This window comes from Geodermatophilus sp. SYSU D00698, from assembly GCF_054050335.1.
Genome location: NZ_JBJGZD010000011.1, coordinates 61,095 through 86,158 on the forward strand (window position 1 = coordinate 61,095; position 25,064 = coordinate 86,158).

Sequence of the window (25,064 nt, forward strand, 5' to 3'; positions counted from 1 at the left end):
GGGGCTCGGACGATCCGGTTCAGCTGTTGTAGAGGGCCTCGACCTCCTGGTCGAACTCCTTCATGACCACCGCGCGCTTGAGCTTCAGGCTCGGCGTCAGCATCCCGTTGTCCTCGGTGAAGTCCGTGGTGAGGACGCGGTACTTCTTGATCGCCTCGGCCTGGGACACCGCCCTGTTGGCGTCGGCGACGGCGGCGTCGATCTCGGCCCTGACCTCGGGGTCGTCGACCAGCGCGGAGGGCGGGGTGTCGGCCGGCTTGCCCTTGCTCTCCAGCCAGGCGGGCAGGGCCTCGGCGTCCAGGGTGATGAGCGCCGCGATGAACGGCCGCTGGTCGCCGACGACGATGCACTGGCTGACCAGCCGGTGGGCGCGCAGCCGGTCCTCGAGCACCGCGGGGGCGACGTTCTTGCCGCCGGCGGTCACCAGGATCTCCTTCTTGCGGCCGGTGATCCGGGTGAAGCCGTCGGCGTCGATCTCACCGATGTCCCCGGAGTGGAACCAGCCGTCGGTGTCGATCGCCTCGGCGGTGGCCTGCTCGTTCTTCCAGTAGCCGCGCATGACGACGCCGCCGCGGATGAGGATCTCGCCGTCGTCGGCGATCCGGAACGAGACGCCGGGCAGCGGGCGGCCGACCGTGCCGATCCGCAGCGCGCGGTCGTGGTTGACCGAGGCGGCGGCGGTGGTCTCGGTGAGGCCGTAGCCCTCGTAGACGGTGACGCCGGCGCCGCGGAAGAAGTGGCCGAGCCGCTCGCCGAGCGGGGCGCCGCCGGAGATGGCGCCGAGGCAGCGGCCGCCGAGAGCGGCGCGCAGCCTGCTGTACACGAGCCGGTCGAACACCGCGTGCTGGACGCGCAGGCCGAGGCCCGCGCCGCCGGTGTCCTGGGCGCGGGACCAGGCGACGGCCACCTGGGCGGCCCGGTCGAAGATCCTCCCCTTGACCGGGCTGTCCGCCTCGGCCTTGGCCTTGGCCTGGTTGAAGACCTTCTCGAACACGCGCGGGACGGCCAGGACGAACGTCGGCCTGAACCCGCCGAGGTCCTCGACCAGGTTCTTCACGTCCGGCGTGTGGCCGATGACGGTGCGGGTCTTCACCGCGCCGACCTGCATGACGCGGGCCAGCACGTGCGCCAGGGGGATGAACAGCAGCAGCGAGCCCTGCACGTTCATGAACCGGTCGAGCAGGCTCATGCCGTTGCCGACCTCGAACAGGAAGTTGCCGTGGGTGAGCTCGCAGCCCTTGGGGCGGCCGGTGGTGCCCGAGGTGTAGATGAGCGTCGCCAGGCTGTCGGCGTTCAGCGTCGCGCGGCGGGCCTCGAGCTCGCTGTCGGGGACGGCCTCACCGGCGGCGGTGAGCGTGCCGACGGCGTCGTCCTCGATGACGTACAGCGGGCCGAGGTCGGGGGCCTGGTCGCGCACCGAGTCGACGGCGGTGGCGTGCTCGGCCTTCTCGACGATCGCGGCGACCGCGCCGGAGTCGGAGAGGATCCAGGCGACCTGGTCGGGGCTGGAGGTCTCGTACACCGGGACGGTGACCGCGCCGGCCGTCCAGATGGCGAAGTCGATGACGGTCCACTCGTAGCGGGTCTTGGCCTGCAGCGCGACCCGGTCGCCGGGCTGCACGCCCGCGGCGACCAGCCCCTTCGCGACGCCGGCCACCTGCTCACCGAACTCCCGCCAGGTGACGTCGACCCAGCGGCCGTCCCGCTGCCTGCGCAGGCCGACCTCGTCGCCGTGCTCGGCGACGTTCTCCGCCAGCATGTCGGTGAGCGCCTCCGAGGCACCCACCTCGGTCGTCGCCGGGACGCTGTACTCGCGCACGCTCCGTCCTCTCCTCCCCGTGCGGCCGGGGCGCCGCTGCCCGCGGTCCCCGCGCGGGACACGTCCCGCCGAATCTACCGGCTGGGGCTACCGGTGAGTAGGCGTGCCCGGTCCACCCACCCTGCGTCTTCCGGGTGAACGGCTAGCCTCAGGCGCATGGCGGAGCAGTCCACCCAGTCGATCGTCGTCTCCGCGCCGGCGGCCGAGGTGATGGCCGTGATCGCCGACTTCGAGGCGTATCCGCAGTGGGTCAAGGCGGCCCGGACGGTCGAGGTGCAGGAGCGTGGGCCCGACGGCCGCGCCCGCCGCGTCCGGTTCGTCATCGACGCGACCGTCCTCACCGACGAGTACGTCCTCGACTACACCTGGGACGACGACCGGCAGGTCTCCTGGACCCTGGTCACCAGCAAGATCATGAAGCGGCAGGACGGCTCGTACACGCTGCGCGAGACCGGCGGCGGCACCGAGGTGACCTACCGGCTCGCCGTGGACATCGGTGTCCCCATGCTCGGGATGATGAAGCGCCGCGCGGAGAAGGTCATCCTCGACACCGCGCTCAAGGAGCTCAAGAAGCGCGTCGAGGGCTGAGCCCGTGCGCACGCTGCTCCTCACCGGCCCCGGCGGGGCCGGCACGACCACCCTCGCCGCCGCGGCCGCGGTGCGCGCCGCCCGGGGCGGGCGCCGGGTGGTGCTGGTGACCCGCCAGCCGGTCCCCGACGGGACGGCGGCGGCGGGCGTCGAGGTGGTCGTCGCCGAGCCGCAGGCCGGGCTCGAGGCGCTGTGGGCCGAGCGGGTGGTGGGCCCGGCGTCGGCGGTGCCCGACCTCGAGCTGCCGCCCGCGACCTCGGTGGTGCCGCTGCCCGGCGCCGGTGAGCTCGGCGTCCTCGCCGCGCTCGGCCGGGTGCGGCCGGACACCGACCTCGTCGTCCTCGACGCCGGGCCCCTGCCCGCCGCCACGGGGCTGGTCGCCCTGCCCGGCGCGCTGCGGTGGTGGTTGCAGCAGGTGCTGACCACCCGCGTGCGGGTGCTCGCCGCCGTCCGCACCGCCGCCGTCCGCGCCGGCACGGTCCGCCGCGGCGCCGCCGACCTCGCCCTCGACGCGGTGCCCGACCTCGAGGCGCTGCTCGACCGGCTGCGCCTGACCGACCCCGCCGCCACCGCGGTCTGGCTGGCGGGCCGGCCGCGGCCCTCCGCCGTCGCCGCGCTGCGGACCGCGACCACCGCCCTGGCCGTGCACGGACAGCACCCGGTGGGCGTGCTCGCCCGCCGGCTGCCCGCGGCGGCCGGGCCGGCGGACTGGGCGGTCGCCCGGGCCGCCGAGGAGGAGGCCGCGCTCGCCGGGCTGGCCGGGATCGCGCCGGTGCGGGACGTCGCCGAGGCCCCGGTCGAGCCGGCCGGCGCCGAGGCGCTCGCCGCGCTGCTGCCCGACCTGCCCGACCTGCCCGGGCCCGCGGGCGACCCCGCCCCGCCGGTGCCCGCACCGGAGCGCGTGGACGGCGGGTGGCGGCTGACGCTCCCGCTGCCCTTCGCCGAGCGCGCCGGGGTGCGGCTCACCCGCTGGGACGACGACCTGGTGGTCACCGCCGCCGGCACCCGCCGCTCGCTCCGCCTGGACCCCCTGCTGCGCCGGTGCGTGGTCACCTCGGGCACCCTGGCCGACCCGGGCACCGCCGCCGCGCGGCTGGAGGTCGGCTTCGCCGCCGACCCGCAGCAGTGGCCGGCCGACCTGCTGGCGGCCGTCGGGGCGGACGGTGCGGAGGGAGCGCCGTCGAGCGGTGCGGCGGACGGCCCGGCGGACGACAGGGGGACACGGTGAGCGAGGGAGCCGACTGGCTCGATCAGGCGCGGCGGCTGGCCGCCGGGCTGGGACAGGCCTGGGCCGAGACCGGCGCCGCCGCGGAGGGGGAGACGCCCGGGCATGAGCCGGGCGGGGACTGCCGCTGGTGCCCGCTGTGCCGGGCGGCCGCCGTCGCCCGCCGGCCGGACGTCAGCGAGGCGCTCGCCGACCTGCTGACCAGTGCCGCGGGCGCCCTGCGGTCGGGAGCCGCCCCGCCGGCACCGCCCGCGCCGGAGCCGGCCCCGGCGCCGGAGCCGGCGCAGGTCCAGCACATCGAGCTCGGCTGAGTGGCCGGCGACCGCACCGGTCCCGCCGCCCTGCCCGCGCTCGGCGTCGACGTCGGCGGGACCAAGGTGGCCGGCGGCGTCGTCGCGCCGGACGGGACGGTGCTGGACACCGCCCGCCGCTCGACGCCGACCGCGTCGGTGACCGAGACCGAGGCCGCGATCGCCGGGGTGGTCGAGGAGCTCGCCGTCCGGCACGGCGGCCCGCTGGCGGCGGTCGGCGTCGGCGCGGCCGGCTGGTTCGACCGCACCGGCGACGTCGTGCTGTTCAGCCCGCACCTGGCCTGGCGGCACACCGCCCTGCGCCGCGACCTCGCCGCCCGCCTGCAGCGGCCGCTGTGGGTGGGCAACGACGCCGACGCCGCCGCGTGGGCCGAGTACCGCTTCGGCGCCGCGCGGGGGGCCGAGCTGGCCCTGTGCATCACCCTCGGCACCGGCATCGGCGGCGGGATCGTCGCCGGCGGCCGGCTGCAGCGCGGCGCGCACGGGGTGGCGGGGGAGTGGGGGCACATGCGGGTGGTCCCCGACGGGCGGCTGTGCGCCTGCGGCAACCGCGGCTGCTGGGAGCAGTACGCCAGCGGCAGCGCCCTGGCGACCACCGCCCGCGAGGTGGCCACCCGCTCGCCGGCCGCGGCGGCGCGGCTGCTCGACCGCGTCGACGGCGACCCGGCGCGGCTGAGCGGCGAGGACGTGGCCCGCGCCGCGGCCGACGGCGACCCGGTGGCGCTCAGCCTGGTGAGCGACGTCGGGGAGTGGCTCGGCCAGGGCATCGCCGACCTGGCCAGCGTCCTCGACCCGGACGTCGTCGTCATCGGCGGCGGGGTGAGCGTGCTCGGCGACATGGTGCTCGACCCGGCGCGCGAGCGGCTCGGGCGCGCGCTGCCCGGACGCGGCTTCCGGCCCGGCCCGCGGGTGGTCGCCGCGGCGCTCGGCGCCTCGGCCGGCCTGGTCGGCGCGGCGGACCTCGCTCGCGCGGCGGTCTGCGCCGGGCTCTAGACGACGGCCCCGTCGTCGCCGTCGTCGTCGCGGTCGCGCATCCGGGACAGCGCCAGGGCGGCGCTGCCGACCAGGGCCGCGACGCCGAGCACCAGGCCGGTCTCGGTCCTCAGGCCCAGCACGCCCGGCGCGCCGACCAGCACCACGCCGGCCGCGGCCAGCAGCACCGCGTAGAGGGTCGACGGGGAGGGCATCGGCACCGGCGGGGCCGGCGGGGGCTCGTAGTGCTCCTCGGCGAGCGGGTCGTCCTCGTCGTCGTCGGCCGGCGGCGCGGCGGGCCGGACGACGGCGGGCTCCGCGGGGTCGGCGTCCTCGACGACGGTGCGCCCGTGCTCGGCCTCGTAGGCGGCGACGATGCGCGCCCACTCGGCGTCCTCGTCGAGGTCGCGCCGCAGCGGGCGCCGCTCGGCCGCGGGACCGCCGGCGGGGGCGTGGTCGTCGGCGTGCCGCTCGACCAGGGACCGGCCCTCGCCCAGGCGGGTGCGGTCGACGAACAGCCGGTCGGCCGGCGGGCTGGGGAGGAAGACGGTGCGGGTGTAGGGCCCGACGTCGGCGGCCGGCTCCAGGTAGGCGGCGATGCCGGCGTCGCGCAGCACGTCGAGCAGGTGCTCGCCCACGCGCGGGTCGACGTCGCGCAGCGGCGCCCAGAGCGCGGCGTCCAGGCCGTTGTCGCGGCGGCCCCGCCCGCGCCGCGGCCCCGTCACGCCGCGGCTCCCCGGGGGAGCGGCCGGTCAGCAGCCACGGTGGTCCTCCTCCGGGGTCGGGCGCGGGTGCGGCCGGGACGACGCGCGGAGCCGATTGTCGCCGGGGCACCCGGATCCCTAGTCTGGCAGTTCGACAGGGAGGCGTGTTGTTCTACTGGTTCCTCAAGTTCGTGGCCATCGGGCCGGTCGTGAAGCTCGTGTTCCGCCCGCGGGCCGAGGGGCGCGAGCACGTCCCGGCCGACGGCGCCGCGATCCTGGCCAGCAACCACCTCTCGGCCTCGGACTGGATCTTCATGCCGCTGTCGCTGCGGCGCCGGGTCACCTTCCTGGCCAAGCAGGAGTACTTCACCGGCACCGGCGTCAAGGGGTGGCTGCAGCGGGCCTTCTTCTCCGGCGCGGGGCAGGTGCCCATCGACCGCTCCAGCGCCACGGCCGCCGAGGACGCGATCCGCACCGGCCTCCGGATGCTGCGGGAGGGCCGGCTGCTGGGCATCTACCCCGAGGGCACCCGCTCGCCCGACGGCCGCCTGTACCGCGGCAAGGTCGGCGTGGCGCGCATGGCGCTGGAGACCGGCGTGCCGGTCGTCCCGGTGGCGATGGTCTACCGGCCCCGGCGGATGCCGTTCGGCAGGAAGCTGGTCCGCGTGTGCGTGCGCTTCGGCGAGCCGCTGGACTTCTCCCGCTACGAGGGCCTGGCCGGCGACCGCTTCGTCGAGCGGTCCATCACCGACGAGATCATGTACGAGATCATGACGATGTCGGGCCAGGAGTACGTCGACGTCTACGGCGCCACCGTCAAGAAGTCGATGCAGGCCACCGGCGCCAGCGCCTCCGACGTCGTCGGGCGGCTGCAGCCGCCGGCCGGCGAGGCCGGCGACCGGGCGCCGGACACCCTCGCCGGCTGAAGGACCCCGGCACGCCTCGCAGGCGCAGGCGGAGGGCCCCCGAGGGGTGGCCGTCCCAGCAGGTCACCTCCGGAGCAGTCGCTCCAGCAGGTCGGTGAGCAGGGCCAGCAGCTCCTCGCGGCTGGTCGCGGGCTCGCGCACCCACTGGTGCACGAGGTCCTCGGTGAAGGCGAACCACGAGCGCACCAGCTGCCGGCGCAGCGGGTCCTCGAGCCCGCCGAGCGCGCCGATGCCGAGGTCGACCAGCGCCTCGCGGGTCTCCTCGTAGACCTCGGCCACCCACGGGTCGCCGCCGGCCGCGCCGCGGACGAACGCCAGGTGCGACTCCCGGTAGGTCTCCACCCAGCCGACGTAGCGGTCGAGCATCCACGCCGGGCGCTCCGCGGCCGGCAGGTCCGCCGGCGGGGTGAGGTGGGCGCGCAGCAGGTCGGCCGCCGCGCGCGTCACGGCCTGGTAGTACTCCCGCTTGGACGGGAAGTAGTGGAACAGCAGGCTGCGGCTGATGCCGGCCCGCCGGGCCACCTCGTCGATGGTCAGCTCCTGCACCGGCGTGGTGGGCAGCAGCTGCAGGCCGATGCCGACCAGCTGCTCCCGCCGGTCGGCGGCCGACCGGCGGGAGCGCCCGGGGGGAGACGACACCGGCGGCCGGCTCAGGCGGCGGCCCGGGACGCCGCGGCGTCGGTGAGCAGCCGCGCGATCGACGCGGTCACCAGCGACGGCCGCTCGTTCGGGAGCATGTGCCCGGTCCGCGGGACCACCTGCACGTGCGCGCCGGGCAGGGCCTCGGCGAGCCGGCGGGTGTGGCGCACGGGGGTCAGCTTGTCGGAGTCGCCGACCAGCACCTCGACCGGCACGCGGGTCAGCGCGGCGAGCTCGGCGAGCTCGTCGTGCTCGAGCAGCGCGGGCAGGAACGCGGTGAACGCCCGCACGGTGGTCGCGTGCACGATCTCCGCCCCCGCGCGCACCATCGCGTCGGTGGCGTCGGCGCCGTAGAGCAGGTCGCGCACGACCGCCCGGTGCCGCGGGTGCTCCGGCGGCACCAGCCGGCGCAGCCGCTCGACGACGCGGGCGCCGGCCAGCGCCAGCGCCAGCGCGCCGGGGGTGAGCCGCTGCCGGACCCGCTCGGCGCGGGTGCGCGGCGGCCGCTGCAGGTCCCCGGCCGACGTCGACACGAGCGCGACGCCGAGCACCCGGTCGCCGAACAGCTCGGGCCGGGCCGCGGCCAGGCCCATGACCGTCATCCCGCCCATCGAGTGCCCGGCCAGCACCACCGGGCCGGACGGCGCCAGCTGGTCGAGCACCGCGGCGAGGTCCGCGCCCAGCCGGTCGATCGAGACGTCCGCGGTGCCCCAGCCGGAGCGGCCGTGGCCGCGCTGGTCGTAGCGGACCAGGCGCAGCCGGCCGTCGGCGACCTGCGGGGTGAGGAGCGCGGCGACGTCGTCCCAGGCGGCCTGCGCCAGCGTCCAGCCGTGCACGAGGACCAGGGTGACCGGGGCGTCGTCGGGACCCTCGACGGTGGCGTGCAGCAGGGCGCCGTCGGGGGTGGCGACGGCGGCGGTGCGGCGCAGGCGCGGGGGAGCGGTCGTGCTCACGCGGCCACCTCCGGGGTGCGGGCGGGCACGCCGGCGGGGGTGCCGACGTAGTTCTCCCGGTCCAGCCGCCGGGTCAGCCTCCGGAAGCGGAAGGTGAAGTCCGGCCAGAGCGTGGTGTTGTGGCCGTGCCGGTCGAGGTACCAGCTGCCGCAGCCGCCGGTCAGCCACACCGTGCCGCGGGACCGGCGGGCGACGAGCTCGCGGTAGGCCTCCTGCGCCTCCGGGGTGGTCTCGAGGGCGTCCAGGCCCTCGGCGGCCATGGTGCGCAGCGCGTCGTCGACGTAGGCCACCTGCGACTCGATCATGTAGACCATCGACGTGTGGCCGACGCCGACGTTCGGCCCCACCAGCAGGAACAGGTTGGGGAAGCCGGCGACGGTGCTGCCCCGGTTGGTGACCATGCCCCCGTCCCACACCTGCGCGAGGGTGCGGCCGTCGCGGCCGGTGATCCGCCGGGCGATCGGCAGGTCGGTGACGGAGAAGCCGGTGGCCAGCACGATCGTGTCGGTGGGCCGCTCGACGCCGTCGACGGTGACGACCGAGTGCGGCCGGACCTCGGCGATGCCCGCGGTGACCAGCTCGACGCCGGGTGCCGACACCGCCGGGTAGTAGTCGTTGCTGATCAGGATCCGCTTGCAGCCGATGGTGTAGTCCGGCGTCAGCGCCTCGCGCAGCCGCGGGTCCCGGACCTGCCGCTGCAGGTGCGCCTTCGCCACCCGCCCCACGGGCGTCAGGAACCGCCGGTGCTTGGCCAGGCCGAGGACGAGGAACTCGCGGATCAGGTACAGCACCGCGCGGACCAGCCGCTGGAAGCCGGGGGCCAGCCGGTACAGCTGCTGTACCCACGGGGACACCGGGTGGTCGGTGCGAGGCACGATCCACGGGGGCGTGCGCTGGTAGACGGCGAGGCTGCCGACGCGCGGCTGGATCGCGGGGACGATCTGGACGGCCGAGGCGCCGGTGCCGACGACGGCGACCCGCTCGCCGGTGAGGTCGTGGTCGTCGTCCCAGCGCGCCGAGTGCACGACGGTGCCCCGGAACGAGTGCAGCCCCGGGATGTCGGGCCGGTGCGGGTCGGCCAGCGCACCGGCGGCGGAGACGAGCACCCGGGCGCGGAACCGGCCGGCCGTCGTCTCGACGTCCCAGCGACGGTCGGCGTCGTCCCAGCGGGCGGCGGTGACCTCGGCGCCGAACACGCAGTGCCGCCGGACGTCGAAGCGGTCGGCGGTGGCCTGCAGGTAGGCCTGGATCTCCGGCTGCTCGGAGTAGGAGCGCGGCCAGTCCGGGTTGGGCGCGAAGGAGAAGGAGTAGAGGTTGGACTGCACGTCGCAGGCGGCGCCGGGGTAGTGGTTGTCGCGCCAGGTGCCGCCGACGTCGCGCGCCCGCTCGAGCACCACGAAGTCGGTCTCGCCGCGCTGCCGCAGCCGGATCGCCATGCCCAGGCCCGCGAACCCGGAGCCGATGATCGCCACCCCGACCTCCCGGGTGTCCTCCGCGCCCGGGGCGGGCCTGTCCAGCGTGCTGGTCACCGGGTGCTCCTCCTGCAACGACGTCCGGCTTGCTGAGCAACGCTCGACAAGCTACAACCCTCGTTGAGCAGTGCTCAACAGGAGCGGCCGAGACCCAGGGAGCACCGATGGCGCTGTCGCCCCGCAGGAGGACCCGCACCCCGCTGGCCGGGAGGGCCGTGCTGGTCACCGGCGCCGCCCGCGGCATCGGCGCCGAGCTGGCCCGCCGGGCCGCCGCCCGCGGCGCCCGGGTGGCGCTGGCCGGCCTCGAGCCGGAGCTGCTGGCCCGGGTCGCCGACGAGCTCGGCCCCGGGCACCTGTGGGTGGAGTGCGACGTCACCGACGCCGAGGCGCTGCGGGCCGCCGTCGCCCGCGCCGTGGACACCTTCGGCGGCCTCGACGTCATCGTCGCCAACGCCGGGATCGCCCCGCTCACCACGGTGATGACGAGCTCGGCGCACGCGCTGTCCCGGACGATCGAGGTGAACCTGACCGGCGCGGTGCTGACCGCGCACGCCGCGCTGCCCGAGGTGGCGCAGCGGCGCGGGCACGTGCTGCTGGTGAGCTCGGCGGCGGCCTTCACCGTGCTCCCGGGCATGAGCGCCTACTGCGCGGCCAAGGCGGGGCTCGAGCGCTTCGGCGACGCGCTGCGGCTGGAGGTGGCCCACCGCGGCGTCACCGTGGCCAGCGCCCACCCGACCTGGATCGACACCGACCTGGTGCGCGACACCGAGGCGGCGCTGCCCACCTTCGCCGCCACCCGCCGGTCGCTCCCGGGGCCGCTGGGCGCGTACACGTCGGTGGAGGACTGCGCCGAGGCGCTGGTGGAGAACCTGGAGACCCGCGGCCGCCGGGTGTTCGTGCCGCGCTCGGTCGGCGTCGTCTCGGCGCTGCGCCAGGCGGTCACCGGCGCGGTGGCGGAGAAGCTGATGATCCGCCTGTCGGCCGCGCGGGTGCCGCAGCTCGAGCGGGACGTCGCCGCGCTGCAGGGCCGGGAGTTCGGCCGGTCCTCGGTCGGCGGCCGCCGGGCCGGCTGAGCGCACCTACGGTGGGCGGCGTGCGGCGGTACTTCTACGACACCGAGTTCATCGAGGACGGGACGACGATCGACCTCGTCTCCATCGGCGTCGTCGACGAGACCGGCCGGGAGTTCTACGCCGTCAGCACCGAGTTCGACGAGCGCCGGGCCATCCCGTGGGTGCGCCGCAACGTGCTCGACCAGCTCCCGCCGCCGTCGGACCGGGCCTGGCGCAGCCGCCGGCGCATCCGCGACGACCTGCTCGCCTTCCTCACCGGCCCGGGGGAGGAGGTCGAGCTGTGGGCGTGGTTCGCCGCCTACGACCACGTGGCGCTGGCCCAGCTGTGGGGGCCGATGACGGCGCTGCCGCGGGCGGTGCCGCGGTTCACCCGGGAGCTGCGGCAGCGGTGGGACGACGCCGGCCGGCCCGAGCTCCCGCCCAGGCCGGCCGGCACGCACGACGCGCTCGTCGACGCCCGCTACAACCTCGCCCGCTGGAACGCGATCGAGGCCGCCCGGGCCCGCTGAGCAGGGCCCGGACGGCCTCGACGGGTGCACCTCCGCGGAGGTGCGCGGCTACACCGTGAAGACGGCGAGCAGGCGGGTGAGCTCCTGGGACAGCCCGTCGAGCTCCACCGCGGCGGCGTGCGCCCGCTCGACGTCGTCGGCGCTGTCCCGGGCGTCGGCGCTGACCGTGGTGAGCGTGGCGGACACCGAGCCCGCGCCCTCGGCGGCCGCGGCGACGCTGCGGGTGAGCTCGCGGGTGGTCGCCGACTGCTCCTCCACCGCGCTGGCGATGGTGAGCTGGTGGTCGTTCATCGCGTGCACGACCTCGGCGATGCGGGTGATCGAGCCGACCGCGGCGCCGGTGTCGGCCTGGATGGCCTCGACCTTGCGGGCGATGTCGTCGCTGGCCCGGGCGGCCTCCTGCGCGAGCTCCTTGACCTCGTTGGCCACGACGGCGAAGCCCTTGCCCGCCTCACCGGCGCGGGCGGCCTCGATGGTCGCGTTGAGCGCGAGCAGGTTGGTCTGCTCGGCGACGGCGGCGATGACTCGCACCACCTCGCCGATCTCCGCGGAGCTGGTGCCCAGCGCGGCGATCGCGCCCTCGGTCCGGCGGGCGAGCTCGGCGGCCTGCCGGCCCACCTGCGCGGCCTCGGCGGCGCTGCGGGCGATGTCGGTGATCGACAGGCCCATCTCCTCCGCGCCGGCCGCGGCCGCGGACACGCCGGTGCTGATGTCGCTGGCCGCGGCGTGCGCCGACTGCGCCTGGTCGCGGCCGCGGGCGGCGCGGGTGGCGAGCCCGTCGGCGACCGCGGCCACGCCCGACGCCGACGCCGCCACCTGGCGGGCGCAGCCGCCGATGTCGCGCACGGTGCCGGCGACCTTCTCCACGAACCGGTTGAACGCCGCGGACAGCTGGCCGACCTCGTCGTCGCCGCTGACCGTCATGCGCTGGGTCAGGTCCCCCTCGCCGTCGGCGATCTCGGCCATGCGGGCGCGAAGCTGGTGCAGCGGCGCGGTGAGCCGGCGGCCCAGCTGCCGGGCGACGACCCCGCCGAGCAGCGCGACGAGGACGGCGGCGAGGACCAGCGCGGTGACCATGGCGGCGCGGCCGTCGGCGAGCCGGTCGACCGGGCCGGTGAAGTCGGCGTCGCGGGCGATCGTGACCAGCACCCAGTCCCACGGCGCGTAGTAGGTGACGGTCGCGGTGCTCGCGCCGGCCTCGGGGTCGGTGAAGCGCACGGTCGCCTGCGCGCCGTCCTCCAGCGCCACGGCGGCCTCGACGATCTCCCGGGCGTAGGGCTTCCCGTCGGCGTCGGTCGCGTCGATCAGCTGCTCGCCGTCGCGCTCGCCGCCAGGGCTGACCAGCACGGTGCCGGCCCGGTCGCCGGTGCCGCCCCAGACCTCGACGTGCCCGTTCTCGCCGACCCGGGTGGCCTCGAGGCTCTCCCGCAGCGCCGGGATGGACTGCTGCTTCTCGCCCACGTAGAGCATGCCGACCAGCTGGCCGGCCCGGTCGAGCAGCGGCGTGTAGGCGGCGACGTACCAGGAGTCGACGACGAAGGCGTTGCCCCGGTAGGTCTGCCCGGCGGTGACCGCCGAGACGACGGGGTTCGGCGTGCCGCCGGGGTCGGTGGCCGGGATGTAGGTGCCGATCGCGCGGGTGCCGGCGGCCGACGTGACGTTGGTCGCCACGCGCAGCATGTCGCCCGACAGCGTCCGCTGGAAGATCGTCGCGGTGCCGCCGACCAGCGCCTCGACCTGGTCCACGACGGCGGTGGGCACGGCGGGGTCGGCGTTCTGGCCGAGCCAGGCGCCCCCGACGGTCACCCGCGGCAGGTCCACCGGCGTGACCTCCCCGGAGAGCTGGTTCCTCGCCTCCCAGCGCACCGGCCCGCCGGGGCCGCCCACGGCCAGCCCGCCGGAGCGGGCGAGCACGTCGAGGGCGACGGCGAGCTGGCTGTCGACCCGCGCGGCGGTGGACTGGCCCTGGGTGGCGACGACGTCCCGCACCCCGGCCGCGGTGCGCGCGACGCTCTCCTCGACCAACTCGGTCACCGACTCCTGCGTGGTGTCGGCGAACCGCGCGCTCTGCCACGCGCTCACCCCGGCCATCGCGCCGCCGGTCGCCGCCACGCTGGCGACGGCCAGCGCGACCACCTTCGTCCTGATGCCCCACCGTCCGAGCACGCCGTCCCCCTCCCGGCCCGGGCAGAGCACCCGGCACCGCGCCGCAGCGTCGGCACGCCGCGGCCGGTCCTGTACCGGAACCGGCGGCGCCGGGGCGGCTGGGGCGGGTGGGGCGGACCGTGACTCAGGCGGGTCCGAGCACGGCCTGGGTCTGGGTGACCGAGGCGACCGGGCGCCCGTCGTCGTCGGTCACCTCGGTGAGGACGACGACCGTCGAGCGGCCGACGTGCAGCGGGCGGGCGGTGGCGTGCGCGGTCCCGCCGCGGACCGCGCGCAGGAGCGACGTCGACGAGGCGAGGGTCGACGTCGAGGCCCCGGGCGGCAGGTTGAGAAAGGCGCACACCGCGCCGACGGTGTCGGCCAGCGTCATCAGCGCGCCGCCGTGCAGCACCCCGCCGGCGGTGCACCGCTGCGGCGCCCACGGCAGCCGGCCGGCCACCTCGCCGGGCCCGGCCCGGTCCAGCTCGACGCCGGTGGCGACGGCGAAGGGCATCAGCGCGAGCAGTTCGGCGGGTTCCACGCCGGCGATCCTGCCGGTTCCGGCGCGTAGACGGTGACCGCGGTCACCGATCGGGTGCAGGATCGTGCTGACCTGCGGTTCGTCCCTCCGGGAGGCGTCGTGCGCATCGGGATCCTGACCGGCGGGGGAGACTGCCCCGGCCTCAACGCGGTCATCCGGGCCGTGGTCCGGTGCGGCATCGGCTCCGGGGACGAGGTGGTCGGCTTCCGCGACGGCTGGCGCGGGCTGCTCGACGACGACGCCGTCCCCCTGGACCTGGCCGCCGTCCGCGGGCTGCTGCCCCGTGGCGGCACCGTGCTCGGCACCTCCCGCACCAACCCCTACGCCATCGACGGCGGGCCCGCGCGGGTGATGGCCACCCTCGAGCGGCACGGGATCGAGGCGCTGGTCCCGGTGGGCGGCGAGGACACCCTCGGCGTCGCCGCGAAGCTGACGGGGGAGGGGGTGCGGGTGGTCGGCGTCCCCAAGACGATCGACAACGACCTCGACGGCACCGACTACACCTTCGGCTTCGACACCGCGGTCGGCGTCGCGATGGAGGCCATCGACCGGCTGCACACCACCGGTGACAGCCACCACCGGACGCTGGTCGTCGAGGTGATGGGCCGGCACGCCGGCTGGATCGCGCTGCACGCGGGGATGGCCGGCGGCGCCACCGTCGTGCTGGTGCCCGAGCGCCCGTTCGACGTCGAGGCCGTGGTCGCGCACTGCCTGCACCGCTTCGAGTCCGGCTACTCGCCGATCGTCGTCGTCTCCGAGGGGGCGCGGCCGGCCGACGGCGACCTGGTGACCGCCACCGGCGAGCGGGACGCCTTCGGCCACGTCCGGCTCGGCGGCATCGGCGCCGCGCTGGCCGCGCTGCTCGAGGAACGCACCGGCCGGGAGGCGCGCGCGGTGGTGCTCGGGCACATCCAGCGCGGCGGCACGCCGTCGGCGTTCGACCGGGTGCTGGCCACCCGCTTCGGCCTGGCCGCGGTCGGCGCGCTGCACGAGGGCCGCTCCGGTGTCATGGTGGCCCTGCGCGGGACCGACGTCGTCCCCGTGCCGATCGCGGAGGCGACCGCGCGACTGAAGCTGGTCCCCCTGGAGCGGTACGCCGAGGCCGAGGTGTTCTTCGGGTGAGGAGCTGACCGCCGTACCCTCGACCGCGTGAGCCTGTCCCCATCCCCGCAGCCGGTGCCCGGTCTCGACCGGTGGCGGGAGCTCCCCGCCGCCCAGCAGCCGACCTGGCCCGATCGCGCCGCGCTCGACGGCGTCCTGAGGACGCTGTCGTCCGTGCCGCCGATCGTGGCGCCCAGCGAGGTCGACGAGCTGCGCGGCCGGCTGGCCGAGGTGGCGCAGGGGCGGGCGTTCCTGCTGCAGGGCGGGGACTGCGCGGAGACCTTCGACCTCAACACCGACGCGCACCTGCAGAGCACCACGCGCACGCTGCTGCAGATGGCCGTCGTCCTCACCTACGGCGCGAGCGTGCCGGTGGTCAAGGTCGGCCGGGTGGCCGGGCAGTACGCCAAGCCGCGCTCGTCGGACACCGACGCCCTGGGCCTGCCGTCCTACCGGGGCGACATGGTCAACTCGCTGGAGCCGGTGCTCGAGAAGCGCATCCCCGATCCGAACCGGCTGGTGCGCGCCTACGCCAACTCGGCCGCGGCGATGAACATGATCCGCGCCTACGCGCACGGCGGCCTGGCCGACCTGCACGCCGTCCACGACTGGAACAAGGACTTCGTCGCCAACTCGCCGGCCGGTGTCCGCTACGAGGTCATCGCCCGCGAGATCGACCGGGCGCTGGCGTTCATGAAGGCCTGCGGGGTCGACGACAGCGCGCTGCGCGGCGTCGAGCTCTACAACAGCCACGAGGCGCTGGTCCTCGACTACGAGGCCGCGCTGCTGCGGGTGCACGAGGGCCGGCCCTACGCCGCCTCGGCGCACTTCGTGTGGATCGGCGAGCGCACCCGCCAGCTCGACGGCGCGCACGTGGAGTTCATGTCGCGCATCGCGAACCCGATCGGCGTCAAGATCGGGCCCTCCACCACCCCGGAGCAGGCCACCGAGCTGGTCGAGCGGCTGGACCCCGACGGCGTCCCGGGCCGGCTGACGCTGATCAGCCGCATGGGCAACGGCAAGATCCGCGACGTCCTCCCCGCCATCGTGGAGAAGGTCACCGCCGGCGGCCACCAGGTCGTGTGGCAGTGCGACCCGATGCACGGCAACACCCACGAGTCCTCGACCGGCTACAAGACCCGGCACTTCGACCGGATCGTCGACGAGGTGCTCGGCTTCTTCGACGTGCACCGCGCGCTGGGCACCTGGCCCGGCGGCATCCACGTCGAGCTCACCGGCGAGGACGTCACCGAGTGCCTCGGCGGGGCCATGGAGATCAGCGACGAGGACCTCAACAGCCGGTACGAGACCGCCTGCGACCCGCGGCTGAACACCGGGCAGTCCCTGGAGCTCGCCTTCCTCGTGGCGGAGATGCTGCGTGGGTAAGGGCCTCGTCCTCCTCATGCCTCGCGGGCCCGGGACGAGCCTCGGGACGAGGCCGTGATCGACCTCCGGTCCGACACCGTCACGAAGCCCACCCCCGGCATGCGCCGGGCGATGGCCGAGGCCGAGGTCGGCGACGACGTCTACGGCGAGGACCCGGCGATCACCGCGCTCGAGGAGCGCGTCGCGGACCTGTTCGGCCACGAGGCCGCGCTGTTCGTGCCGTCCGGGACCATGGGCAACCAGATCGGCATGCGGCTGGTGTGCGAGCCCGGCCAGGAGGTGCTCTGCGACGCGGACGCGCACGTGGTCACCTACGAGATGGGTGCCGCGGCCGCGGTGTTCGGCATCTCCACCCGCACGGTGGTGTCCTCCGGCGGGCTGCTCGACGCCGGCGCGCTGATCGACCAGGTGCGCCCGCGCGGTGACTGGCACCTGACCGCCACCGCCGCCGTCGCCGTGGAGAACACGCACAACCGCGGCGGCGGGCGGGTGCAGCCGCTGGCCGAGCTCGAGCGGCTGTTCGCCTGGTCCCGCGACGCCGGCGTCGCCGTGCACCTCGACGGCGCCCGGATCTGGAACGCCTCCGTCGCCGCCGGCACCGACCTCGCCACCTACGGGCGGCTGGCCGACACCGCGTCGGTCTGCCTGTCCAAGGGGTTGGGCGCGCCGGTCGGGTCGGTGCTGGTCGCCTCCGCCGAGCGGATCGCCGCCGCCCGGCTGTGGCGCAAGCGCCTCGGCGGCGGCATGCGGCAGGCCGGGGTGCTGGCCGCGGCCGGGCTGTACGCCCTGGACCACCACCTCGCCCGGCTGGCCGAGGACCACGAGCACGCCCGGCTGCTGGCCAAGCGGCTGGGCGTGGACCCGGCGATGGTCGAGACGAACATGGTCGTGGTCGACGACGTCCCGGCGCCGGTCGTGGCCGAGGCCGCCAAGGCGCGTGGTGTGCTGGTGTCCCAGGTGAGCCCGCGGCGGATCCGCCTGGTCACCCACCTCGACGTCGACCGGGCTGCGGTCGACCGCGCCGGCGACGTCCTCGCCGACCTCCTCGACCGCTAGGCCCCGAGGACGGGGAGCGATCCCCACGTCCTCCCGCCGAGGACGCGCGGATCGCTCCCTACGCCGCGGAGGCCTGCAGTGGGTGGCCGTCGCGCAGGGCGCACAGCAGGGCGATGTCGCGGGCGTGGCCGCGGTCGGCGCTCGGCGTCTCGACGACGACCGGCACCCCGGCCATCGACGGGTGCGCCATCAGTTCGCCGAAGGCGCCGACGCCGATCGAGCCCTCGCCGATGGTGGTGTGCCGGTCCCGCTTGGAGCCGCGCTCGTCGAGGGAGTCGTTGGCGTGCACCAGCCCGAGCCGACCCGGGCCCACGGTGGCCTCCAGCGCGTCCAGGGTCGCCGTCGTCCCGCCGGGGGTGGCCAGGTCGTGCCCGGCCGCCCACGCGTGGCAGGTGTCCAGGCAGACGCCGACCCCCGGGTGCCAGTCCAGCGCCGCGAGGTAGGGGCCGAGGTCCTCGACGGTGGCCGCCAGCGACCGGCCGCCGCCCGCCGTCGGCTCGACCAGCAGCCGCGGGCCGTCGTCGGGGAGGGCGTCGAGCACCGGCAGCAGCCGCTCGTGCAGCTGGCGCAGCGCGGCCTCGTAGCGGTCCTCGTCGACGGCGGACCCCGCGTGCACGACGACGCCGCGCACGCCGAGCTGCACGCCGCGGGCGAGGTCGGCGGCGATCGTCTCGACCGAGCGGTCGACGGTCGCCGGGGTGGGCGAGCCGACGTTCACCAGGAACGGCGTGTGCACGAACGACGGGACGCCGCGCTCGGCCAGGCCCGCGACGAACGCGGCGTCCTGGGCGGGGTCGCCGGCCGACCGCTTCCAGCCGCGCGGGTTGCCGACGAAGACCTGCACCGCCTGCGCGCCGACGTCGTCGGTGTAGCGCAGCCCGCCGGTGGCCAGGCCCCCCGCGACCTGGACGTGCGCACCGACCGGGGTGGAGGGGGCGCCGCTCACCCGAAGCTGAGCAGCAGGCTCACCTGGCTGCCCTGGTCGACGACGGTGCCCGCGCCCGGGCTCTGCCGGTACACGCGGTCGCCGGTGATGAAGGTGGACGTGGTGACCGTCAGGCCCGCGGCCTCCAGGGCCGCGGTCGCCTCGTCCTCGCCCATGCCGGTCACGTCGGGCACGGTCACCTGCGGCACGCCGACGGAGACCTGGATGGTCACCTCGCTGCCGTAGGGCGCCTCGGTGCCCGGCCCCGGGGTGACCGCCATGACCGCCCCCGTGGGGACGTCGGCGCTGCGGCCCTCGGTGCGGACGACGGTGAAGTGCTGGGCCTCCAGGTTGGCCTGCGCGGCGTCGGCGGGCTGGCCGACGACGTTGGCGACCGCGACCGGCGCCGGCCCGCGGCTGACGAACACCGTCACCGGGTCGCCGCGCCTGACCTCCGTGCCGGCCTCGGGCTCGAAGCCGGTGACCGACCCGACCGGGATCTCCTCGTCGTAGTCCTGCTGCTCGGTGGGGACGACGGGGATGCCGGCCAGCGCCTCGCGCACCGCCTCGACCGGCTGCCCGACCAGGTCGGTGGGCACGGTGAACCGCTCGGGCCCCTTGGAGACCACCAGCTCGACGTCGCTGTTGCGGATCGCCTCGCCGCCGTCGGGGTCGGCGGCGATGACCGTGCCCTCGGGCACGGTCTCGCTGAACTGCTCCTCGGCGAAGACGGGGTCCAGGCCCGCCTCCTGCAGCAGGTCGACCGCGGCGGCGCGGTCGCTGCCGACCAGCGAGGGCACCTGCGTCCAGCGGCCGGAGCCCATCCACCAGCCGATCGCGCCGATGGTGACCGCCAGCAGCAGCACGACCGCGACGGCCAGCCGCGCGCGGCGGCGCCGCACCTGCGGGGAGACGCCGGTGCGCTGCGGCGGCGCGGGCCGCCGCCCGCCGACGTCGGCCGTCGAGCCGGTGCCCACGCTCGGCAGCAGGCTGGTGCGCCCGGCGCGGGAGGGACGGCTGCCGCCGAGCACCTCGGTGCCGGGCTCGCTGCCGTCGCCGGGGTCGCTGGGGTGCCGGCGCGGGGGCCGGTTGGTCGGGCGGATGGTGGCGGGGCCCGCGGAGCTGCGCCCGGTGGGGACCGGCACGCGGGCCAGGCCCAGGTCGCTGCGGACGTCCTCGAGGTCGGCGAGGAAGGCGCCGGCGTCGAGCGGGCGGACGGCAGGGTCGCGGCGCGTCGTCCGCTTGACCAGCTCGTCGACCTGCCACGGCACGGCCGGCACCTCGGCCGAGGGCAGGGGCACGTCGTGGTGCACGTGCTGGTAGGCCACCGCCAGCGGGGTGTCGCCGCCGTAGGGCGGGTGGCCGGTGAGCATCTCGAACAGCACCAGCCCGGCGGCGTAGACGTCGCTGCGGGCGTCGGCGCGGCCGCGCTCGAGCTGCTCGGGGGACAGGTAGGCGACCGTGCCGATGAGCACGCCGCCGGTGTGGCTGGTCTGCCCGGTGCCGGTGAGCGCGCGGGCCAGGCCGAAGTCGGCGACCTTCACCGTGCCGTCGTGGCCGATGAGCACGTTCTCGGGCTTGACGTCGCGGTGCACGATGCCGGCGCGGTGCGCGGCCGACAGCCCGGCCAGCACCGGCTCGAGGACGGCGAAGGCCTCGGCGACGGTGAGCCGGCCGCGGGCCTGCAGCAGGTCGCGCAGGGTGCGGCCGCGGACCAGCTCCATCACCAGGAAGACCAGCCCCTGGTCGCTGCCCTGGTCGCTCACCCCGACGACGTTGGGGTGGCTGAGCATCGCGGCGGCGCGCGCCTCGCGGGTGAACCGGCCGACGAACGTCGGGTCGTGCGCCAGGTGCTCGGCCATGACCTTGACCGCGACCGTGCGGTGCAGCCGGAGGTCGGTGGCGGCGTAGACGGTGGACATGCCGCCGCGCGCCAGCCGCTCCTCGAGGCGGTAGCGCCCCTCGAGGACCAGGCCGACCACGGAGTCGGTCACGGCGGTGTCCACGAGCAGGATTCTAGGAGCGCCCGGCCCGGGAGCGGTCCGCACACGCGCAGGCGGGCGGGCCGGCGCACCCTCCCGTCACACCGGTCACGGGAGGGTCCGCCCGCGTGCTCCCGCCCCGGCGGGGGTAGGCGTGCGGGCACCGACCGACGAGCGAGAGGACGAGCACGTGAGCGAGCAGACACCCGAGCCGGGCCCGCAGGACGAGGCCGGGGTCGAGCGGGGCGGGATGGACGAGGCCAGCGGCGCCCCGGTCACCGAGACCGAGATCGAGACGTCGAAGAAGCCCGAGGACCGCGACAGCGACGTCTGACGGTCCCGGCCCGGGGCACCCGCCCCGGGCCGGGCCGCCGTCGCGGGCTCAGGACAGCTCGAGCCCGGGGTAGAGCGGGTGCGCGGCGACCAGCTCGGCCGCGGCCGCGCGGGTCTTCTCGGCCAGCCCGCCGTCGACGACGTACCTGGCCTTCGACGGCGAGCCGTCCCTGGTCGCGGTCGGGCTGGTGTGCGACAGCACGTCGACGATGAGCTCGGCGGTGCGGTCGAACTCGGCGGCGCCGAACCCGCGGGTGGTCAGCGCCGGGGTGCCCAGCCGCACGCCGGAGGTGTACCAGGCGCCGTTGGGGTCGGCCGGGATCGCGTTGCGGTTGGTGACGATGCCGGCGTCGAGCAGCGCCGACTCGGCCTGCCGGCCGGTGAGGCCGAAGCCGGAGACGTCGAGCAGCACGATGTGGTTGTCGGTGCCGCCGGTGACCAGCCGGGCGCCGCGGCGGGACAGCCCCTCGGCGAGGGAGACGGCGTTGTCGACGACGGCCTGCGCGTAGCCGGCGAACTCCGGGCGGCGCGCCTCGGCGAAGGCGACCGCCTTGGCGGCCATGACGTGCGGCAGCGGGCCGCCGAGCACCATCGGGCAGCCGCGGTCGACGGCGTCGCTGTACTCCGGCTGGGCCAGCACGAACCCGCCGCGCGGGCCGCGCAGCGACTTGTGGCTGGTGCTGGTGACCACGTGCGCGTGCGGCACCGGGTCGAAGTCGCCGGTGAAGACCTTCCCGGCGACCAGGCCGGCGAAGTGGCTCATGTCCACCACGAGCGTCGCGCCGACCTCGTCGGCGATCTCGCGCATCCTCGCGAAGTCGACCTTGCGCGGGTAGGCGGAGTAGCCGGCCATGAGGATCAGCGGGCGGAACTCGCGGGCGCGGGCGGCGACGGCGTCGTAGTCGAGCAGCCCGGTCCCCGGGTCGGTGCCGTAGGAGGACTGGGCGAACATCTTGCCGCTGATGTTCGGCCGGAAGCCGTGGGTGAGGTGGCCGCCGGCGTCGAGGCTCATGCCGAGCATCCGCTGGTCGCCGAGGGCGTGGCGCAGGGTGGCCCAGTCCTCGTCGGTGAGGTCGTTGACGTGCCGCACGCCGGCCCGCTCCAGGGCGGGGGACTCGATCCGCTGGGCGAGCACCGCCCAGAACGCGACCAGGTTGGCGTCGATGCCCGAGTGCGGCTGGACGTAGGCGTAGGGGGCGCCGAACAGCTCGCGGGCGTGCTCGGCGGCCAGCGCCTCGACGGTGTCGACGTTCTGGCAGCCGGCGTAGAAGCGGTGGCCGACCGTGCCCTCGGCGTACTTGTCGCTGAACCAGTTGCCCATGGTCAGCAGCACCGCGGGGCTGGCGTAGTTCTCGCTGGCGATGAGCTTGAGGGAGGCGCGCTGGTCGGCGAGCTCCGCGCCGATCGCGTCGGCCACCCGCGGCTCGACCTCGGCGATGACCGACAGGGCGCTGCGGTAGGCGGTGGACGCGGCGGCGGCGTCGAAGGAGGGGGTCACGTCGCTCATGGGGGCTCCTGGCGGGTGTCGGCGTCAGCGGTGCCCAGGCGCCCGGCGGGGGAGTGCAGGCCGCTCCCCGGTGGTGCCCCACCTCGATGCGCCAGTCACGGCCCGCTGCCGATGGTAGCCGGGTCCCGCGCCGTCCTAGGCTCGGACCGTGCAGTCCGACGAGATCAAGACCCTCACGCCGGCCGAGGTCGCCGACGCGCTCGGGGTCTCGCCCAACAAGGTCCGGCAGCTGGTCCGCGAGGGCAAGCTCATGGCCGTGCCGGGCAGCGGCAACAGCCGCATCCCCGCCGACTTCCTGCAGGACGGCGCCGTGCTGCGGCACCTGCCCGGGCTGATCACCGTCCTCAAGGACGGCGGGTTCACCGACGCCGAGGTCTTCGAGTGGCTGTTCCGCGCCGACGAGTCGCTGCCCGGCACCCCGGTCGAGGCGCTGCGCGGGGACCGGCACACCGAGGTCACCCGGCGCGCGCAGGCCCTGGCCTTCTAGGAGCGCCGCCTCCTCAGCCGCACCGCCTGGGCGCTCGCGAGGCAGCGGGCGAAGACCCCGAGCCGGCGCGGCCTGGACACCGTCACCCGGCGGTCGAGCACCCGGTAGTCGGCGCGCTCGATCTCGGTGAGGATCCCGCCGTAGAGCGCCGTGGCCGCGCGCACGCAGTCCCGGGACTCGGGCGCGAGCATCGGCGTCCCGGGGGCGGCGTCGTCGTAGCGGCGGCGGACGATCTCCACCATCTCCTGCATGAGCGCGCGGAAGCGGGCGTCGTGCCGCTTGGCCTCGATCTGCTCGCGGGTCACGCCGTGGGCGGCCATGACGTCGGCGGGGAGGTAGACCCGGCCGCGGTCGGCGTCCTCGGCGACGTCGCGCAGGAAGTTGGTCAGCTGGAACGCCTCGCCGAGCGCGATGGCGTGCGGCGCGGCCTCCTCCTGCGTGACGCCGGGCGCGGTGCCCAGGACGGGCAGCACCTGCAGGCCGATCACCGACGCCGAGCCCCACATGTACCGGTCCAGGGCGGCGATGTCGGCGTAGCCGGTGACGGTGAGGTCGCTGGTCATCGCGGCGAGGAAGTCGACGAGGTGCTCGACCGGGATGCGGTACCGGCGGTAGGTGTGCACCGTCGCCAGGCGCACCGGGTCGTCGGACCAGCCGGCCTCCAGCTCGCCCAGCAGCGCCCGCGACCAGTCGGCGAGGTCGGCCTCGGGGTCGGCGCCGGGGTGGTCGACGAGGTCGTCGGCGGTGCGCGCCGCGGCGTACAGCGCGTGGATCGCCGGACGGCGGTCGGCGGTGAGCAGCCGGGTGGCGAGGTGGTAGCTCTTGCCGTGCTCGGCGTTGACCGCGGCGCAGTACCGGTAGGCGGCGTCGAGCCGCTCCTGCCGCTCGGCCTGGCTCAGCGGCCGCTCGGTCGCCGTCACCGCGTCACCGGCCCGGTGATCCGCTCGGCGGCCAGCCGGCCGCTGATCACCACCATCGGCACGCCGACGCCGGGCTGCACCGACGAGCCGGCCAGCACCACGTTCTCCGGGCCGCGGCGGGGCAGCGTCGGCGTCCGGAAGGGACCGGTCTGGCCGAAGGTGTGCGCCAGGGCGAACGGCGTGCCGGCCGCCATGCCCTGCCGCGCCCAGGTCAGCGGGGTGTCCACGTGCTCCACCTCGATCGCGTCGGAGATCCCCGTCCAGCCGCGGGCCTCGAGCACGCCCAGCACCTCCTCGCGGTAGCGGGGGGCGAGGGCGTCCCAGTCGATGCCGGGGTTGCCGCCGGAGTGCGGGTCGAGGTTCGGCGCGGGCGCGACGACGCTGAGCACCTGCCCGCCGCCGGGCACCAGCGACCGGTCGGTGACCGAGGGCGTGCTCACGAGCAGGCTGGGGTCGCTCATCGGCCGGCCGTCGCGGGTGAGCTCGTCGAACACCTGCCGCCAGGCCGCGCCGAAGCTGATCGTGTGGTGCGCCTGCCCGGGCAGCTCGTTCCGCACGCCGAGGTGCAGCGTCACGCACGACGGCGAGTAGGTGGGCCGCCGGCGGCGGGCGAAGCCCGGCACCAGCCGCTCGGGCACGTCGGCGGTCACGACGACGGCGTCGGCGGGCAGCCGCTCGCCGCCCGCGAGGCAGACGCCGGTGACCCGCCGGCCGCGCAGCTCCAGCTCCTCCACCGTCGCGCCGTACCGGAACACCACGCCGGCGTCCGCGGCCGCGGCGGCCATCGCGCGCGGCACCGCGCCGATCCCGCCGACCGGGTGCCAGACGCCCGCGCCGATGTCGAGCTGCGCGATGACCGCGTACGCGGCGATCGCCCGGAACGGCGACACCCCGGCGTAGAGGGCCTGGAAGCTGAACAGCCGGCGCAGCCGGTCGTCGGTGAAGAAGCGCGCCACGTGGCTCGACAGCCGCCCGAACCCGCCGCGCCGGACCAGCGCCCACAGCTCGGGGCCGAGCAGGTCCAGCGGGGTGTCGAGGTTGCGGTCGATGAAGGTGTCCAGCTGCAGCCGGTACAGCTCGGCGAGGTCGGCGAGGTAGCGCCGCAGCGCGGCGGCCTCGGCCGGGCCGGCCAGCGTCTCGACCTCGGCGGCGAACCGGTCGACGTCGGCGTGCACGTCCAGGTGGGAGCCGTCGGCGAACTGCGCCCGGTAGGTGGTCTCCAGCGGCACCAGCGTCAGCCGGTCCTCGAGCTTCTCGCCGACGGCGGCCAGCGTGTCGGCCACCAGCTCCGGCGCGGTGAACACCGAGGGGCCGGTGTCGAGGACGTAGCCGTCGCGGGCCACGACACCGGCGCGCCCGCCGGGGCCGTCGCCGCGCTCGACGACGGTCACCTCGCGGCCGGCGCCGCGCAGCCGCAGCGCCGTCGCGAGGCCGGCGAGGCCGGCGCCGACGACGACGACCCGGTCGGTCGGCCCGGGGACGGTGCGCAC

The 25,064-nt window shown here is 76.1% G+C and carries 24 protein-coding genes and 1 riboswitch; of the genes, 12 read left to right on the forward strand and 12 right to left on the reverse strand.

All coding sequences use genetic code 11. The features are described from left to right. Nucleotides 1-19: 19 nt before the first annotated feature. Nucleotides 20-1,819, reverse strand: a complete 1,800-nt coding sequence (locus tag ACI8AB_RS12050; protein WP_456950321.1) for an AMP-dependent synthetase/ligase — start codon at nucleotides 1,817-1,819, stop codon at nucleotides 20-22. Between the two features lie 156 nt (nucleotides 1,820-1,975). Here ACI8AB_RS12050 and ACI8AB_RS12055 point away from each other — a divergent pair, with 156 nt between their 5' ends. The 4 genes from ACI8AB_RS12055 to ACI8AB_RS12070 are packed head-to-tail and all read left to right on the forward strand — an operon-like array spanning nucleotide 1,976 to nucleotide 4,936. Continuing rightward, nucleotides 1,976-2,407, forward strand: coding sequence for an SRPBCC family protein (locus ACI8AB_RS12055; protein ID WP_456950322.1), 432 nt, complete (start codon nucleotides 1,976-1,978; stop codon nucleotides 2,405-2,407). Nucleotides 2,408-2,411: 4 nt separating this feature from the next. Beyond that, a complete protein-coding gene (locus tag ACI8AB_RS12060; protein ID WP_456950323.1) occupies nucleotides 2,412-3,635 on the forward strand; it encodes an ArsA family ATPase in 1,224 nt (407 codons plus the stop codon). Next, nucleotides 3,632-3,943, forward strand: coding sequence for a hypothetical protein (locus ACI8AB_RS12065; RefSeq protein ID WP_456950324.1), 312 nt, complete (start codon nucleotides 3,632-3,634; stop codon nucleotides 3,941-3,943). Before ACI8AB_RS12060 ends, ACI8AB_RS12065 begins: the two co-directional genes overlap by 4 nt. After that, nucleotides 3,944-4,936 carry an ROK family glucokinase gene (locus ACI8AB_RS12070; RefSeq protein WP_456950325.1) on the forward strand — a complete coding sequence of 331 codons (993 nt, stop codon included), beginning with the start codon at nucleotides 3,944-3,946 and terminating at the stop codon, nucleotides 4,934-4,936. Here ACI8AB_RS12070 and ACI8AB_RS12075 read toward each other — a convergent pair. Beyond that, the gene (locus ACI8AB_RS12075) at nucleotides 4,933-5,640 is read right to left on the reverse strand and encodes a hypothetical protein (RefSeq protein WP_387989291.1); all 708 of its coding nucleotides are present in this window, start codon (nucleotides 5,638-5,640) and stop codon (nucleotides 4,933-4,935) included. The genes ACI8AB_RS12070 and ACI8AB_RS12075 overlap by 4 nt on opposite strands. Before the next feature lie 143 nt (nucleotides 5,641-5,783). Here ACI8AB_RS12075 and ACI8AB_RS12080 point away from each other — a divergent pair, with 143 nt between their 5' ends. Then, nucleotides 5,784-6,545, forward strand: coding sequence for a lysophospholipid acyltransferase family protein (locus ACI8AB_RS12080; protein ID WP_387989294.1), 762 nt, complete (start codon nucleotides 5,784-5,786; stop codon nucleotides 6,543-6,545). Between the two features lie 63 nt (nucleotides 6,546-6,608). On the opposite strand, the gene ACI8AB_RS12085 is transcribed toward ACI8AB_RS12080, so the two are convergent. From ACI8AB_RS12085 to ACI8AB_RS12095, 3 genes are read right to left on the reverse strand one after another with little or no spacing between them, the layout of a single operon-like run. Beyond that, nucleotides 6,609-7,184, reverse strand: a complete 576-nt coding sequence (locus ACI8AB_RS12085; RefSeq protein ID WP_456950326.1) for a TetR/AcrR family transcriptional regulator — start codon at nucleotides 7,182-7,184, stop codon at nucleotides 6,609-6,611. 11 nt (nucleotides 7,185-7,195) lie between these two features. Next, the gene (locus ACI8AB_RS12090; protein ID WP_456950327.1) at nucleotides 7,196-8,137 is read right to left on the reverse strand and encodes an alpha/beta fold hydrolase; all 942 of its coding nucleotides are present in this window, start codon (nucleotides 8,135-8,137) and stop codon (nucleotides 7,196-7,198) included. After that, the gene (locus ACI8AB_RS12095; protein WP_456950328.1) at nucleotides 8,134-9,666 is read right to left on the reverse strand and encodes a flavin-containing monooxygenase; all 1,533 of its coding nucleotides are present in this window, start codon (nucleotides 9,664-9,666) and stop codon (nucleotides 8,134-8,136) included. Before ACI8AB_RS12095 ends, ACI8AB_RS12090 begins: the two co-directional genes overlap by 4 nt. Before the next feature lie 107 nt (nucleotides 9,667-9,773). Between ACI8AB_RS12095 and ACI8AB_RS12100 the strand changes: the two genes are divergently transcribed. Together ACI8AB_RS12100 and ACI8AB_RS12105 are read left to right on the forward strand one after the other, a co-directional pair. After that, nucleotides 9,774-10,682, forward strand: coding sequence for a short-chain dehydrogenase/reductase (locus tag ACI8AB_RS12100; RefSeq protein WP_456950329.1), 909 nt, complete (start codon nucleotides 9,774-9,776; stop codon nucleotides 10,680-10,682). A 20-nt stretch (nucleotides 10,683-10,702) separates the two neighbouring features. Beyond that, nucleotides 10,703-11,191: a polyadenylate-specific 3'-exoribonuclease AS gene (locus ACI8AB_RS12105; RefSeq protein ID WP_456903180.1), complete on the forward strand. Its 489-nt coding sequence runs from the start codon at nucleotides 10,703-10,705 to the stop codon at nucleotides 11,189-11,191. A gap of 48 nt (nucleotides 11,192-11,239) precedes the next feature. Here ACI8AB_RS12105 and ACI8AB_RS12110 read toward each other — a convergent pair whose 3' ends face one another. Together ACI8AB_RS12110 and ACI8AB_RS12115 are read right to left on the reverse strand one after the other, a co-directional pair. Beyond that, nucleotides 11,240-13,357 (reverse strand): methyl-accepting chemotaxis protein, encoded by a 2,118-nt coding sequence (locus ACI8AB_RS12110; protein WP_456950330.1) that lies wholly within the window; start codon nucleotides 13,355-13,357, stop codon nucleotides 11,240-11,242. A gap of 124 nt (nucleotides 13,358-13,481) precedes the next feature. Next, nucleotides 13,482-13,877 carry a PaaI family thioesterase gene (locus ACI8AB_RS12115; protein ID WP_456950331.1) on the reverse strand — a complete coding sequence of 132 codons (396 nt, stop codon included), beginning with the start codon at nucleotides 13,875-13,877 and terminating at the stop codon, nucleotides 13,482-13,484. A gap of 99 nt (nucleotides 13,878-13,976) precedes the next feature. On the opposite strand from ACI8AB_RS12115, the gene ACI8AB_RS12120 reads away from it, so the two are divergent. Genes ACI8AB_RS12120 through ACI8AB_RS12130 form a run of 3 tightly spaced genes read left to right on the forward strand, consistent with a single transcriptional unit; the run spans nucleotide 13,977 to nucleotide 17,420 of the window. Next, nucleotides 13,977-14,999: an ATP-dependent 6-phosphofructokinase gene (locus ACI8AB_RS12120; protein WP_387989319.1), complete on the forward strand. Its 1,023-nt coding sequence runs from the start codon at nucleotides 13,977-13,979 to the stop codon at nucleotides 14,997-14,999. A 27-nt stretch (nucleotides 15,000-15,026) separates the two neighbouring features. Continuing rightward, on the forward strand, nucleotides 15,027-16,364 hold the full coding sequence (locus tag ACI8AB_RS12125; protein ID WP_456950332.1) for a class II 3-deoxy-7-phosphoheptulonate synthase: 1,338 nt from the start codon (nucleotides 15,027-15,029) through the stop codon (nucleotides 16,362-16,364). Nucleotides 16,365-16,418: 54 nt separating this feature from the next. Then, the gene (locus ACI8AB_RS12130) at nucleotides 16,419-17,420 is read left to right on the forward strand and encodes a threonine aldolase family protein (protein WP_456950333.1); all 1,002 of its coding nucleotides are present in this window, start codon (nucleotides 16,419-16,421) and stop codon (nucleotides 17,418-17,420) included. A 58-nt stretch (nucleotides 17,421-17,478) separates the two neighbouring features. Here ACI8AB_RS12130 and ACI8AB_RS12135 read toward each other — a convergent pair whose 3' ends face one another. Together ACI8AB_RS12135 and pknB are read right to left on the reverse strand one after the other, a co-directional pair. Then, the gene (locus ACI8AB_RS12135) at nucleotides 17,479-18,366 is read right to left on the reverse strand and encodes a deoxyribonuclease IV (protein ID WP_456950334.1); all 888 of its coding nucleotides are present in this window, start codon (nucleotides 18,364-18,366) and stop codon (nucleotides 17,479-17,481) included. Beyond that, nucleotides 18,363-20,351, reverse strand: a complete 1,989-nt coding sequence (pknB, locus tag ACI8AB_RS12140; RefSeq protein WP_456950335.1) for a Stk1 family PASTA domain-containing Ser/Thr kinase — start codon at nucleotides 20,349-20,351, stop codon at nucleotides 18,363-18,365. The genes ACI8AB_RS12135 and pknB overlap by 4 nt, the downstream gene beginning before the upstream one ends. A 166-nt stretch (nucleotides 20,352-20,517) precedes the next feature. Here pknB and ACI8AB_RS12145 point away from each other — a divergent pair, with 166 nt between their 5' ends. Further along, nucleotides 20,518-20,661 carry a hypothetical protein gene (locus tag ACI8AB_RS12145; RefSeq protein WP_456903185.1) on the forward strand — a complete coding sequence of 48 codons (144 nt, stop codon included), beginning with the start codon at nucleotides 20,518-20,520 and terminating at the stop codon, nucleotides 20,659-20,661. 48 nt (nucleotides 20,662-20,709) lie between these two features. On the opposite strand, the gene ACI8AB_RS12150 is transcribed toward ACI8AB_RS12145, so the two are convergent. Then, entirely contained in the window at nucleotides 20,710-22,167 is a 1,458-nt protein-coding gene (locus ACI8AB_RS12150; RefSeq protein WP_456903186.1) for a glycine hydroxymethyltransferase, read from the reverse strand. 25 nt (nucleotides 22,168-22,192) lie between these two features. Then, a riboswitch (ZMP/ZTP riboswitch) is annotated at nucleotides 22,193-22,276 on the reverse strand. 39 nt (nucleotides 22,277-22,315) lie between these two features. Between ACI8AB_RS12150 and ACI8AB_RS12155 the strand changes: the two genes are divergently transcribed. After that, a complete protein-coding gene (locus tag ACI8AB_RS12155; RefSeq protein ID WP_456950336.1) occupies nucleotides 22,316-22,654 on the forward strand; it encodes an Rv2175c family DNA-binding protein in 339 nt (112 codons plus the stop codon). Here ACI8AB_RS12155 and ACI8AB_RS12160 read toward each other — a convergent pair. Together ACI8AB_RS12160 and crtI are read right to left on the reverse strand one after the other, a co-directional pair. After that, entirely contained in the window at nucleotides 22,651-23,574 is a 924-nt protein-coding gene (locus tag ACI8AB_RS12160; protein WP_456950337.1) for a phytoene/squalene synthase family protein, read from the reverse strand. The genes ACI8AB_RS12155 and ACI8AB_RS12160 overlap by 4 nt on opposite strands. Further along, nucleotides 23,571-25,064 carry a phytoene desaturase family protein gene (gene crtI / locus ACI8AB_RS12165; RefSeq protein WP_456950338.1) on the reverse strand — a complete coding sequence of 498 codons (1,494 nt, stop codon included), beginning with the start codon at nucleotides 25,062-25,064 and terminating at the stop codon, nucleotides 23,571-23,573. The genes ACI8AB_RS12160 and crtI overlap by 4 nt, the downstream gene beginning before the upstream one ends.

Bases quoted from the DNA above. Each gene is read 5' to 3' on its own strand.
- ACI8AB_RS12055 (WP_456950322.1), top strand. From the start codon at position 1,976: ATGGCGGAGCAGTCCACCCAGTCGATCGTCGTCTCCGCGCCGGCGGCC.
- ACI8AB_RS12100 (WP_456950329.1), top strand. From the start codon at position 9,774: ATGGCGCTGTCGCCCCGCAGGAGGACCCGCACCCCGCTGGCCGGGAGG.
- ACI8AB_RS12150 (WP_456903186.1), bottom strand. From the start codon at position 22,167: ATGAGCGACGTGACCCCCTCCTTCGACGCCGCCGCCGCGTCCACCGCC.